Origin of the sequence: Nostoc sphaeroides (genome assembly GCF_003443655.1) — a bacterium.
In the GTDB taxonomy this organism is placed as follows: Bacteria; Cyanobacteriota; Cyanobacteriia; order Cyanobacteriales; family Nostocaceae; genus Nostoc; species Nostoc sphaeroides.
In genome coordinates, this window is record NZ_CP031941.1 from 5339362 (window position 1) to 5352533 (window position 13172).

Here is a 13172-nt window from a genome sequence, read left to right on the forward strand (position 1 = left end):
AATTCTCAAACGAATGTTAGCGCGATGCCTACGGTGGTCACTAAGCGCAGCCGTACCCCTACGGGGAAGCAAGCTACGCGCAGCGTCTCGTAGAGAAGCGCGGACTACGCCTACGCCTTTTCTATCAGGTGCGTTAAGCTACTGTTAACGCACCACCCTAACCCGAAAACTACTTAGGCAAAATTTGCCGTAGTGCTGCTAAAAGTTGGTCAACACTTTCCTTACGACTATTAAAGCCCATCAACCCGACGCGCCAAACAAGACCTGCTAGTTCGCCAAGACCACCGCCAATTTCAATATTATATTCATTGAGTAACTGCCGAGCGATCGCTTTCCCATCTACCCCTGTTGGAATGCAGACAGTAGTCAGCGTTGGTAGTCTATATTCTTGCTCAACGTGCATACTCAGCCCTAAGCTTTCCAACCCTTCCCAGAGATATTCTACGTTTTTCTGATGACGCTGCCAGGAGTTTGCTAATCCCTCTTCTGCAAGCAAACGTAATGCTTCCCGCAATGCATAATATAAATTAATCGGTGCTGTGTGGTGATAGGTGCGTTCAGCGCCCCAATACTTACCCAGTAACAACATATCCAAATACCAGTTTGCAACCTTTGTTTGACGCTGTTGCAATTTCTCAACGGCACGCGGACTCATTGTAAAAGGCGAAGCACCAGGCGGGCAACCCAACCCTTTTTGGCTACAACTATAGGCTAAGTCAACTCCCCAAGCATCCAAAAACAAGGGGACACCACCCAAACTTGTGACTGAATCAACTAACAACAAAGTGCCAAATTCATCACACAAATCAGCGACACCTTCCAATGGTTGACGTGCGCCGGTGGAAGTTTCGGCATGAACTAGAGCTAAAATAGTAGGACGATGAGTTTTTAAGGCAGTTTGGAGTTCATCTAGATTGAAAACTTGTCCCCAAGGTTTGGTAATGGTTCGCACATCCGCCCCATAACGTCCAGCCATATCCACAAGGCGATTACCGAAATAACCAGCTACACCAATTAAAACCACATCACCGGGTTCTACAGCATTGGCGATGGTTGCTTCCATTGCGGCTGTTCCCGTACCACTGACTGCAATGGTGAGTGGGTTTTCTGTTTGCCATACGTAGCGTAGCAACGACTGAATTTCATCCATCAGTGCGAGAAAAGCCGGATCAAGATGCCCAACTGGTGAGGTATTCATCGCCTGGAGAACTGCGGGATGGGCATTGGAAGGCCCAGGCCCCAACAGCAGACGGGATGGAATTTCTAACGGTGTGAGTTGCAAGCGCCCAGAGTCGTTGATTGAAATTGTTTGCGTCATAAACTGTTTTCGCCTAGATGATACTTACCGGATCATAGAGCGATCGCATCACCCATGTTTTAGCGAATCTGTCATTTGCTAGAAGATGCCATTACGGCAAAATGTGCGAGAGTATACTTATTCACTTACCCGGATACATAATTATGGTTTTTGCTGGCAAACGACCAAATAATTTAGGTATTAGCAACGGTAAATTAGCACCCTGCCCTAATTCTCCTAACTGTGTTTCTAGTCAGAGTACAGATGCAGTTCACAAAATTGCACCACTTACTTTTACATCTACCACAGAAGAAGCGATTAGTAATCTTAAACAGATTATTGAATCCTTACCAAGAACTAAAATAATTACCGAAAGCCAAGATTATTTATATGCAGAATTTAAAAGCGCTTTACTGGGATTTGTGGATGATGTAGAATTCTATCTAGATCGGAATGCTAATGTTATCCAAGTACGTTCGGCTTCACGCTTAGGTCAAAGCGATTTGGGTGTTAATCGTCAACGAATAGAAACGATTAGAGCGAAGTTAAAATAAGTATTATTTTGTTAAAGGGTTAAATTGGGAGCGCTGTTGCAAATTCCGTTCCCTCTCCCAGTTGAGAATTACAACTATAGCGGTTCTCGTTTACGTGAGGTACACCCGTAGGGGCACGGCACTGCCGTGCCCTTACACCTCGTGATATAATCTTGTACCGCATCTGAATGGGAACCACTATAATGCGACTACGTTCGAGGTTATTGAGAAGAAAATCTTTTTCTTGACATGATGGGGACGCCGTGCAGATTGGGCGATATCGCTAAAAAATCAAGCTGAGTTCAGAAACCACTCAAAATAGCTAATTTCTGGGACTACACCTATTGTTACTGGTAAAACCGAAACTCCTAGTCCACGCGATACGTACAGGGCGATGGCACCATCTCGATACCAACCACTGACATAACGTCCGCTACCAGGCGGACGTAAAGGAGCAAAGCGGGTTCTCCAAAGGATAGCAACTAGAGTACGATTTCTAATCTATACGGCTTGGTGCAAGATATTTGTGAAACTTAATTTATTTAAAAATTTTGACCCCCGCCCCAGACTGATAATTGCTATCGGGCTAGCTGGATTAGTTTCAATAATTCTTCCGTCTTGGCTGCACTTACCTACTCGCATTCTCTGCGCTTGGAACTCCGGTGCTGACTTTTTCTTAGCTGTAACCTGGTGGAAGATGATCAAAGCTACCCCAGACAAAATTCGCCGTTATGCTGAGAATGAATATGAAGGACATTTAGCTATATTTATGCTGGTGATAGCTGCGGCTTGTGCTAGTGTTTTAGCGATCGGGTTTTTGCTAACTAATAAAAAAGGGTTGTCAACAATTCTGCTTAACCTACATGTCATACTTTCAATTATGACCATTGTTGGTTCCTGGTTACTAGTGCATACGATGTTTGCAGTGCAATATGCACACAGTTATTACAAATATATTAATCGTAATAATAGTGAAGAAATCATTGGAGGTTTAGATTTTCCTAATAACGACTATCCAGACTATTGGGAGTTTTTATATTATTCATTTGTAATTGGCATGACTAGTCAAGTTTCAGATGTGGAGACGAGATCGCGAGAGATGAGGCGCTTGACTCTGTTACATAGCATATTGTCCTTCTTTTTCAATACCACTATTTTAGCTATGACTATTAATATCATTGCATCGCTGATTTAAAAAGTATAGCTAGAAAAATATACACAGGAAATGCTAATTGAACAAGATGAAATTGCTATTCGTCTAATGCAAGATGAAATATATGATTATCAGTTGATGGCAAAATGGTTAACTGATGCACAAGTTTTGAAATTTTATGAGGGAAGAGATAATCCTTTTGATTTAGAAAGAATTATAGAAACGTACAAACCTATGATCAAGGGAGATGACCCGGTTGTTCCGTGTCTGTTCTATTATCAAAATATCCCCATTGGTTATTTGCAGTATTGTGCGCTCAATGATTTATCCCAAACCGATAGACAATTGTATCATCTCGATCAAACTGATCGCGTCTACGGAATTGACTTGTTCATAGGCGAAACCGACTATTGGAACAAGGGAATTGGTACAAAAATCTTGTTAGCAATTATCAGTTATCTTTTTGAACAGCGACAAGCTCATAAAATTGTCATAGATCCTCATGTTGACAATCCTCGCGCTATCCGTTGCTATGAAAAATCTGGTTTTGTCAAAGTAAAGCTATTGCCTGCCCATGAGCTACATGAAGGGAAATACTCAGATTGTTGGCTCATGGCAATAGACCAAAAGAATCCATTGCACTCCTAATTTATGCATCACGACTGGTAAGTTGGTATGAGACGATGTTACAAAATTAACTCGCGTGTTCCCAGTCACTGAGTAACTCATGCTGTTGTACAGTTTCCTTGCATTGGCGGAATGGTACTTTAGGAGTACCAATACTAATGCCAGGAAAAGACTGTTTTTTTGTCTTGCTGGGTCTATTTTCTTGTGTCGTTGTCAATTGTTGGGTTTTCATTGGTAAATCAATTTCTGATTAAAATCTCAGCACCAATTTATAACACCAATTCTTAAACGGCAACTTCCACTATAGTTAGCTTATTTCATACAAATATTCACAATCTGATTGCATTCAATTTCTTAAAAGTTTTGCTCACGCTTGTTTAGCCATTACTGCTAAATTCATCACACATTCAGGAAATTGCCGCTTTAATGCTGGAAAAACCGGACAAGGCGCTTGTTCTTGTAAATTGTCCGGCTTACTCCAAGTAAAGGGGGCTTTCTGGGCGGCTGACATCCACACCAGACGCTTTGCTCGTGTCATGGCAACGTAGAGTAAACGATATTCCTCAGATATTTTCAAGTGCTTTGCTTGTTCCCATGCTTGTGTAACATCTGGTATAGTAGATTCTCCGTGGAGAGCAGCCCGAATTTGGGCGCGGGCTACTTCTGATAAGGTAAAATCCCCTAAGAACTGGCTTTGGGGAGGAACCCAAAATCTCCCAGGAATCAAGTTTTCGTGCAGAAAGGGAAGAAACACATAGTCCCAATCTAGCCCTTTGGCTTTGTGCATTGTAATAATAGTCAGTTGACCGCGACGAGTGTAACGTTCTTCCGAATCTTCGGTTTCCACTGGTTCAAACCGTTCGGAACTGACGATTTCACTTAAAGTTGACAGCATTCCCCCCATTGAACTATTGCCTGCTATCTGCTGGTTTACCCGTTCTGCAAGTTTGTCAGCAGTTGCTAATTCTGCCTGGTCGTAATTTAAGGTCAAGGCGAGAAAGGAAATTAGCTGGTACAGGGGCAATTCCAAGCGGGCGCGAAGTAAATTGCGACACAAACGAGCAGCTTTTTGGACTGTTTCTGGCTGAGGTGCTGCTAGGGGGCCAGGATACAAAAATTCTTCTGGGAGACTAGCAAGGGCGTTAAGGTCTTGAGTAGGAATTAACTGGCGCTGTACTAATGCTTCTAGCGCGGCTTTGAGGTAATCGGGGGAGTGGGGGCGATCGCAAAATTGCAGTAATGCTAAAATCTCTTGGGGAACATGGGAACGGCGATCGCGTTCTCCCACATCATAAAGTGTAATATTATACTCTTTGCACACAGGTGTTAGAGCTTCTGCTAACCATCGTCCTTGGCGATTTTCTCGCACTAAAATCGCTGCACTTTGTTCTGTTGGGTCTTCACCAAATAAGTCAATTACTCTTTGAGATAACAATTCAACCGTATGATGGATGTCACGCGGGGTATAAAGTTCTAATCCCCGTCCTATTGGTTCTGGGTTGGCGTTATCTTGCGGATCACCAACTTCAACAGGGCGAATTGTCTGCAAGCGAAATGGTACTTGTCGGTTGTCAGGAGTCTGTTGTCCGTTATTCGTTTTTGCTAACGACTGATTATTGATCCATTTGAGAGCAAAGTTAGCAGCTTCAATAATAATTCTAGTACTGCGACCGGCTTGATCCATCGTTGCCAATCGTTTGATGCGATCGCACTCTTCGCAAAATTGCCGAAAATAAATCGGATCGGCTGGGGTAAAAGTAGAGTTAATCGCTTGGTTGGGATCACCAACTCGGACTAAGTTGAGTGGGGAGTTAGGAGAGACGCGATGAATCGCGTCTGTACAAGGGTCAGCAGTAGAGACGCGATTTATCGCGTCTGTTAGGAGTAAAGAATTATCTCCCCCATCACTTGCCAAAATTTCTAACAATTGCGTCTGAAGAGGGCTAGAATCTTGGGCTTCGTCTTCAAAGACGGCGAAAACTTGGTTTTGCTCAATGCGACGGGCGCTGTCGTTTTCTAAAACGCGCAGTGCGGCTAAAATCATATCATCGTAGTCGATGAAATCACGCGATCGCATTAAGTTTTGATATTGCTCATACAATCCCGCCGCTATGCTCAAAATTGTATATTCGTCTGTGGTTTGTTTACTCCACTCCCGCAATTTTTCTGGCGATATCCCAGAACTTTTTGCTTCATGAATTACCGTATTAGCTAATTCCGGCAATACTTCTGTTCGTAGCACCGATTGGCGACGCAACCTTTCTGTCTCTTCTCCGTCAAATTGATGACCTTCTAATAACCGTAAATATATTGCTGGATTATTTGCAATCCATTGCTCTACAGCTGTTCGGATAAAACGGTGACTTTGGGTTGGTGTAATTAAGGTGACATTTTGTAACTGCAAACCCGATAAATCAGAATGGCGGCTGGCAATGTTCAACGCTAGACCATGTAGCGTATAGACAAAAAAGCCCGTCTGAGGTATTGATAATTTCTTTAAGTCTTTGCGGATCTTCGCTTTAATATTGGCAGCAGCTGAACGAGTAAAGGTAACAACTACTAATTGACGACGCGAGGATGAACGTTCATATTGACGGGCGATCGCGATCGCTGCCGCCGCCGCCATCCCAGTAGATTTGCCTGCACCGGGAACAGCAGAAATAGCTAGGGGGCCAGATTGCCAGTCAGCCATTTGTTGCTGTCCTGGGCGGAGACTGTTGCGAATTGCGAGAATTTTCTCCCGCAGAGAAGAAACAGGCGATCGTTCAGACAATTCTGAGTGGAGTGATTCCGAAGGCAAAGCAGCAGTAAAATTAGTGTCTGACATTATAAAATTTTATATTTTAAATTTGGGATTTAATTCCAAAACCGCAGATATGAAAAATCATTGCTGTTTATCTGTGATGACAAATATTTAATTCCAAACCAATTAGCTAATAGCTATATGAAGATACTAACAACAAAGAAAATTATTTTGGTTGGCGGTGGCATCGGTGGCACTGCAACTGCGCTTGCTCTTTACCGGGCTGGATTTGAACCTATTAGAATAACCCCTAATGATACCACAAAATATTTATGCAAGAGTTCTAACGGTTCTCGTGTGGATGCAACACAGTAGGGGCACAGCATTGCTGATACATGTCAACTTAAGGTAAAAGCTATTAGCCAAGGAACTTTAGTTCCTTGGCTAATAGCTAAAGTCTTCTATTGATGACTAAATAATCCGAAAAATCTCTAGTCTATCCAAGTAAAAAAATATTCCATTGCTATTGTTCACTGTTGACCGTTGACGGTTCACGAGTTTTCAGTCAACAGTCAACAGTCAACGACTTTAATGTGGAATAATTTATTTTTTGGAGTTCCCTTTAGACTAGCTCTTCGACGTTTTGCCGTTCCTCCACAGTTGATTCAGTAAAGACGGCTACATACAACCATCCTGCTAAAATAGCCCCCAAAATCGGAGCTATCCAGAACAGCCAAACTTGCGAAAAGAGTTCTACACCTGCAAATAGAGCAACTCCAGTACTACGGGCAGGATTAACCGAGGTATTGGTTACAGGAATGCTAATCAGGTGAATCAAGGTGAGTCCAAAACCAATTGCCAGTGGTGCAAATCCTTTAGGAGCACGCCTATCAGTTACACCCAAAATAATCAGCAGAAACATGAAAGTCATCACAACTTCACTAAGGAAACAAGCAAACAGTGTGTAACCACCTGGTGAGTGAGTCCCGTAGCCATTAGTGGCCAATGGGTTAGAGCCACTCAAAGAAAATCCAGTTTTGCCGCTAGCAATCAGGTAGATTATTCCCGCACCAACAACTGCACCGATTACTTGAGAGGCGATGTAAGGTAGTAAGTCAGATCCCGGAAAACGCTTACCTGCCCACAGTCCAAAGGAAACAGCTGGATTGAAATGGCCACCAGAAATATGACCAAAAGCATAAGCCCCTGTGAGGACAGTAAGCCCGAATGCCAAAGATACACCGACTAATCCAATACCCAGTGGAAAAGAAGTACTTTCGCTAATTTTTGCAGCATCTGCGGTGTAGGCTGCGGCTATACAGCACTACCACAGCCACCTAAGACAAGCCACAATGTACCAATAAATTCGGCCAAGCAACGTTTAGTTAGAGACATTTTTGGAAAACTCCTTGTTCAGCTACAAACGAGTGATAGCGATGTTGGACAATCCTTGAGTCATTTATATCAACAGAAATCCATTGGGTTTGTTTTCTTCCCATTAAATTTGCAATTAGTGACAGTTCTGAATCCCTCACTAATGAATTCTGACCCTTCGGCAAGTGTTACAGTGAGCTTGTCGAACTGCTCAGGGCATCGCTTCTGAATTCTTCAAGAAACTAAATCAAAAAAATAGGGATTTGTTTTTTACTCAATAATTGTGGTAACAAAAGAAGATACCGTAAAAGATAAAATAACCAAGAAAATACTTAATTTCTTAAGCATCTTGCTCAGAATGATACATTTGTTGATATTCTTGCGCCAGTGAGTTCTATTAAAAATGGTTTGAAAATTTAAATAAATTTTCTAATAGTTTTATAAACTTTAAGCTGAAAAAATACTGTTCTCTTAATTTGCATTTCCAGCCAGAGGCTGGAAACGAGACTTTAAAGGAGTTTTAGCTTAAGTTGACACCAATGGCGAGACATCCACCCCACAAGAAGTAGTTAAGTATTTTTTATTTGGAAGTCCCTTAACCCTGTCTAAAATTGAATTTATTCGTCAATCTGCCAGGAATCCTTAGTTAATTCTTCATCCAGAATTTTCTTAGGACGCACGATGATAATAATTTGTCCTAGTAGAGGAATTTCTGGCTCAGTTTCAAACCACTGAAAATCTAATTCACCACCCTTTTCGACAACAAAGTAGCTGGAAGCATCCCATTCTCGTTGGGCACGATCTACTACTACTACCACTGGCCCGATTTGGCTTTGGGTTTGGATGGGGAAGCGATCGCTATTCGCTAAAATTACTACTGGATCAACTGCTGCCAACAACACTTGCCAACCTGGTAACGGTATCCAAGCTTGCTCTCCAGAAAACTTGACTAACCGAAATGGTTCAATTTCTGTGAGTATGGGCACAGCTTGCAAGTCTTGCCGTGATAATGGCAACTCGCCTACTACAGGCAAGATTCGGGGTAATTGTTCTTCAACTTCCAGGCGGTAAAAGGGTAAAATTGGCGCTGGACGCTGGGGAACGGTGGTAAAGTCTGTTAGTAGCTGTTCGATTTTTTGCCTTGCTGCTGGCGTGTGAGCAAAGCGTAAACCTTTGGCAATTAGGCGCGAATCGCTGTTGTAAATCTGCATTTTGGCGTGCCAGTTTCCAAACTTGATGAGCAACAGCATCTCCCGGATGGGCAGAAAACCCTTCTGGTAAAGTGCGGTAATAAGAGAACTCTTTAAGTGCTTTTGCTATTTCTCGTGCCTCATCAGCATCAACATTGTGGACGAAGATTAGTTCGGCGGCGGCGGCGCGTTCTTCTTGGGTGAGCAAACGCAGTTCGTATAAAACATCACTGCCGCGTGTGCCATAGTGCGATCGCGTTGCTTCCGATACTCCAAACTTTTCCAAAGAATTGTAAACTTGAGAACCAACAACCACCTGATTTTGTTGAATCGGCTCAAATCCAGTCGCCTCAAAAATTTCTTGGGGGTTGTAACCGGTTTTTAGCAACGAGGCGATCGCGGCTCCCCATTCCACCCAGTTGCCTTGTTTTTGCCTCAGCCTTCGTAGTAATTCTTGTGCTACATCGTTAGTAGCATTTTCTTCGGGATTCTGAGCGTTGGGTGGTAGATCAGTCATAATTGGAGTGCGAGCTTCAACTTGAGAGGTTGATTAATACCTCATGAGCAAGTCTTATTCTAATCTATGAAACCCATACCTACTGCTTTGAGTTGATCTGTGGAAACTGATCTAGTTAATTCTTCTTGTAGAATTTTTCTTGCTTCAGATATTTGGTACAAGCAAATATCCTCTGTGACACTCATCGTTACCGTATTTAAATATTCAAGTTAACTCCGTAAAAACCCTTGATAATATTGAGCTATTCTCAACTAAGCTTGGTATGGAATATAACAAGATAGTGAATATTTAAAGGAAATATTTTATGGATAAGCCCAGTGTCGAAATAGATAAACTCCAATATCCAGTGATGACTCTCCAACAACCAAAAAAGCTGAAAATCCTGGTAGTTGACGATGAGCCAGATAATCTCGATCTGCTTTATCGTACCTTTCGACGCGACTTTAATGTTCTGAAAGCTGATAGTGGGGTGAACGCCCTAGAAATTTTAGCAGCAGAAGGAGAGGTAGCGGTGATTATCTCCGATCAACGGATGCCAGAAATGAAAGGAACTGAGTTTCTCAGCAAGACTGTACCTCAGTTTCCCGATACGGTTAGGATAATTCTCACCGGATTTACTGATATTGAAGACTTGGTAGAGGCGATTAATGCAGGGCAAGTCTACAAATATATTACCAAGCCTTGGGATCCAGGCGAACTGAAGGCAGTGGTGCAAAGAGCAGCAGAAACCTACGACTTGCTCAAGCAACGTACAGAAGAATTACGCCGTTCTCATGCTCAAATAGCGCTACTGAGTGTTTTGGTACAGATAACTCAAGCAGCTTCTAGCTTAGAAGAAACTCTCGCTCCCATTGCTAGGGCTGTGAGTGATACTTTTGGAACAGACGGGTGTATTTTACAACTTACAGATGGAAATACTCTAATTGCGACTCAAGGAAGTTACAGCGATACAGGTACAATAGAGAATTGGCTATCTGTTGACCCATTAACAAAGGAAGCGATCGCCACCGGGCAAATGCAAGTTTCCTTAAATATACTTAAAGACACTAAATTAGTTGATGCTGTTCAGTACAAAAATACGGGTGTGCAAGCACATTTAGTTATCCCAATTAGCTACCGCAATCAACTTTTGGGCGTATTATCACTACAGTGGAAACAACCCTGCACTTTACGGGAAGATGAATTAATGCTAATTAATTTATCAGCCCAACTGATAGCGATCGCTCTTATTAGTTGTCATTAGTCATTAGTCATTAGTCATTAGTCATTTGTCATTTGTCAAAAACCAATGCCCAATGCCTAATGCCCCATACTTCGGCTTACCTCGACTTCGCTCGGTACAAGTCGCTCAGTACAAGTGCCCAATACCCAACGCCCAATGACTAACGAAATTCAGTCCATTTTTAACCGTATTGCTCCAGTTTATGACCAGTTGAACGACTGGTTGAGTTTGGGACAGCATCGAATATGGAAGGAAATGGCAGTGAAATGGAGTGGAGCTAAATCGGGTGATACGGCATTAGATTTGTGTTGCGGTAGTGGTGATTTAGCCTTACGTCTGTCACGGCGTGTAGGGGCAACAGGGAAGGTTTACGGAGTGGATTTTTCACCCAACCTGCTTTCAAAAGCTAAAGAACGCTCACATTGGCAGTACCCCCAACCTGCGATCGCCTGGGTAGAAGCCGACGTGCTAAATTTACCCTTTGAGGATAACCAATTTGATGCCGCAACAATGGGCTATGGTTTAAGAAATGTTAAAGATATTCCCCGCAGTCTCCAAGAGTTATACCGGGTTTTGAAGCCGGGTGCTAAAGCCGCAATATTAGACTTTCATCGACCGAGTAATCCTCAGCTACGTGCCCTTCAGCAGTTGTATCTGGACAGTTTTGTGGTGCCAGTTGCCAGTTATTTAGGGTTAAAAGAAGAATATGCTTACATCAGCCCTAGCTTAGACCGCTTTCCCATCGGCAGAGAGCAAATAGAGTTAGCGCGGCAAGTTGGTTTTGCTGTTGCCACACACTACCCCATCGTGAACGGTATGATGGGAGTGCTGGTGCTTAGTAAATTATGAGTTATTAGTTAAAAGTTATGAATTACGAGTAGTGATAAATTCTCAACATAATTTATCATTCCTAACTCCTAACTCTTGTACAGACGCGATTAATCGCATCTCTCCTAACTCTAAGCTCTTGTACAGACGCGATTAATCGCGTCTCTCCTAACTCCTAATTTTTTTAATTCTTCCCTTGGACTGGTCTCATCTTTGGCTTTATGTGTCTCCCCCGGTACTGGGTGGAATTATCGGCTATTTCACAAATGACATAGCCATCAAAATGTTGTTCCGTCCTTACCGAGCAATTTACATTGCTGGACGAAGAGTACCCTTTACCCCTGGATTGATTCCCCGCAACCAGGAACGTCTGGCTCTGAACATTTCTAAGACAATCATGGGGTCACTTTTGACACCACAAGAATTGCAAAATCTGGCGCGGCGTTTGTTGCAAACAGAACGCGTACAAGGAGCAATTCTCTGGTTGTTGCGGCTGGCTATTGAACAAATCAAAACAGATAAAAACGAGAAAAGTGCCAAAATTGTGGCAGGGATTTTGCGGGATTTAATAGGGGAATCCTTGCCACGGTTACTCAAGGTTTTAGCGCGGCGTGAAGACTTTTTGGAAGCGCAGATCAATCAAATTTTTGACCAGATATTGCTGGAATTTCAATTGAGTGAAGAACAAGCCACGCGGCTAGCTGATTGGTTGTTGCAAGTAGTTTTACCGCCAGATGTGTTGCGGCAGACGATAGTTGATTTTTTGACCGATCGCACAATTCAAATTATCGATGAAGGCTTCCGCGAAAAAACCAGTGGGACTTATTGGGTAGTAGCAAATTTGTTTGGCTTACGTAATACTCTCACTCGACTACGGACTTTTTGCTTGGATGAAAAAGAGGCTGCTAATGCTCGGTTGCAGGAATTGACTAAAGATTTGCAAATCCGCGATCGCATTCGGAAATTACTGCAAAATTTATCATTACAAAACTTGCCAATTGGGACGGTGCGCCAACTCAGAAAGACTACCCGCGAAAGTGTCCGCCATTATTTACAAAACAGTGGCAGCGATTTTTTACAAGGATTAACTGATTCTGTTGATTGGGAAAATATTGCTGTAGTGCTGCTAAATCGTCTGAGTACTTCACCTGTTGTCAATACTTCTTTAGAAGTTATGAGTCAAGAATTGGCTTTAATATTAGATAAATATTTGGAAAAAGATTTAGAAGTAATTGTGGCGCAAGCAATTCCGATTTTGTCGATAGATCAAGTGATAGTTGACCGGGTAAAATCAACTTCCCCGGCTGATTTAGAAGCTGCAATTGAGGGAATTGTAAAAAATGAATTGCAAGCGATTGTAACTTTAGGTGGTGTTTTGGGTTTTGTCATCGGGTTATTGCAGACAGTGTTTTTAATATTTAGTCAATATTAATTTTGTGTTTTTGGCTGTAAATTTTTATTACATTATAGTTAATGAGTGAAATTGAGCGATCGCTTTTTACTCGCACCTCTTCTGAAAAGGCGATCGCTCTCGTTTTTATTTTGAGCCACCCGGATTCATCCACAGGGTAATACATTATCGTGTAAATCGCTTACTCTCAACAAGAGGCATGGGGGCAGTTCTTGCTCTTAGCAGAGAGGAAACCCCATAGTTAAAAGTAGGAGACTTAGCCTGTGGAGGCATTATT

Annotated in this window: 11 protein-coding genes and 2 pseudogenes; 7 read left to right on the plus strand and 6 right to left on the minus strand. The window is 42.5% G+C overall.

Going from position 1 to position 13172, the window contains the following annotated elements; translation table 11 throughout:
• Positions 1 to 169: 169 nt before the first annotated feature.
• Positions 170 to 1318 (minus strand): alanine--glyoxylate aminotransferase family protein, encoded by a 1149-nt coding sequence (locus tag D1367_RS23775; protein ID WP_118168703.1) that lies wholly within the window; start codon positions 1316 to 1318, stop codon positions 170 to 172.
• 143 nt (positions 1319 to 1461) lie between these two features.
• Between D1367_RS23775 and D1367_RS23780 the strand changes: the two genes are divergently transcribed.
• The 3 genes from D1367_RS23780 to D1367_RS23790 all read left to right on the plus strand — a co-directional run bounded on the left by D1367_RS23780 (position 1462) and on the right by D1367_RS23790 (position 3631).
• Positions 1462 to 1851 (plus strand): DUF1499 domain-containing protein, encoded by a 390-nt coding sequence (locus D1367_RS23780; protein ID WP_118168705.1) that lies wholly within the window; start codon positions 1462 to 1464, stop codon positions 1849 to 1851.
• Between the two features lie 505 nt (positions 1852 to 2356).
• Positions 2357 to 3025 (plus strand): DUF1345 domain-containing protein, encoded by a 669-nt coding sequence (locus D1367_RS23785; RefSeq protein ID WP_181984943.1) that lies wholly within the window; start codon positions 2357 to 2359, stop codon positions 3023 to 3025.
• 30 nt (positions 3026 to 3055) lie between these two features.
• On the plus strand, positions 3056 to 3631 hold the full coding sequence (locus D1367_RS23790; protein WP_118168707.1) for a GNAT family N-acetyltransferase: 576 nt from the start codon (positions 3056 to 3058) through the stop codon (positions 3629 to 3631).
• Between the two features lie 46 nt (positions 3632 to 3677).
• On the opposite strand, the gene D1367_RS31225 is transcribed toward D1367_RS23790, so the two are convergent.
• Together D1367_RS31225 and D1367_RS23795 are read right to left on the minus strand one after the other, a co-directional pair.
• Positions 3678 to 3842, minus strand: a complete 165-nt coding sequence (locus tag D1367_RS31225) for a hypothetical protein (protein WP_181984944.1) — start codon at positions 3840 to 3842, stop codon at positions 3678 to 3680.
• Between the two features lie 135 nt (positions 3843 to 3977).
• The gene (locus tag D1367_RS23795) at positions 3978 to 6437 is read right to left on the minus strand and encodes an ATP-dependent helicase (RefSeq protein ID WP_118168709.1); all 2460 of its coding nucleotides are present in this window, start codon (positions 6435 to 6437) and stop codon (positions 3978 to 3980) included.
• 117 nt (positions 6438 to 6554) lie between these two features.
• Here D1367_RS23795 and D1367_RS31230 point away from each other — a divergent pair, with 117 nt between their 5' ends.
• Complete coding sequence (locus D1367_RS31230; RefSeq protein WP_181985226.1) at positions 6555 to 6728, plus strand: hypothetical protein; 174 nt, start codon at positions 6555 to 6557, stop codon at positions 6726 to 6728.
• Positions 6729 to 6975: 247 nt separating this feature from the next.
• On the opposite strand, the pseudogene aqpZ reads toward D1367_RS31230, so the two are convergent.
• From aqpZ to D1367_RS32915, 3 genes and pseudogenes are all read right to left on the minus strand, one after another.
• A pseudogene (gene aqpZ, locus D1367_RS23800) lies at positions 6976 to 7748 on the minus strand (aquaporin Z).
• Between the two features lie 596 nt (positions 7749 to 8344).
• A pseudogene (locus tag D1367_RS23805) lies at positions 8345 to 9434 on the minus strand (RuBisCO accumulation factor 1).
• Between the two features lie 59 nt (positions 9435 to 9493).
• A complete protein-coding gene (locus D1367_RS32915; protein ID WP_267255616.1) occupies positions 9494 to 9619 on the minus strand; it encodes a hypothetical protein in 126 nt (41 codons plus the stop codon).
• A gap of 119 nt (positions 9620 to 9738) precedes the next feature.
• Here D1367_RS32915 and D1367_RS23810 point away from each other — a divergent pair, with 119 nt between their 5' ends.
• The 3 genes from D1367_RS23810 (at position 9739) to D1367_RS23820 (ending at position 12916) form a co-directional block, all read left to right on the plus strand.
• Positions 9739 to 10677 (plus strand): response regulator, encoded by a 939-nt coding sequence (locus D1367_RS23810; protein ID WP_118168711.1) that lies wholly within the window; start codon positions 9739 to 9741, stop codon positions 10675 to 10677.
• Positions 10678 to 10812: 135 nt separating this feature from the next.
• Complete coding sequence (gene ubiE, locus D1367_RS23815; RefSeq protein ID WP_118168713.1) at positions 10813 to 11505, plus strand: bifunctional demethylmenaquinone methyltransferase/2-methoxy-6-polyprenyl-1,4-benzoquinol methylase UbiE; 693 nt, start codon at positions 10813 to 10815, stop codon at positions 11503 to 11505.
• Between the two features lie 175 nt (positions 11506 to 11680).
• Positions 11681 to 12916, plus strand: a complete 1236-nt coding sequence (locus D1367_RS23820) for a DUF445 domain-containing protein (protein ID WP_118168715.1) — start codon at positions 11681 to 11683, stop codon at positions 12914 to 12916.
• Positions 12917 to 13172 lie beyond the last annotated feature (256 nt).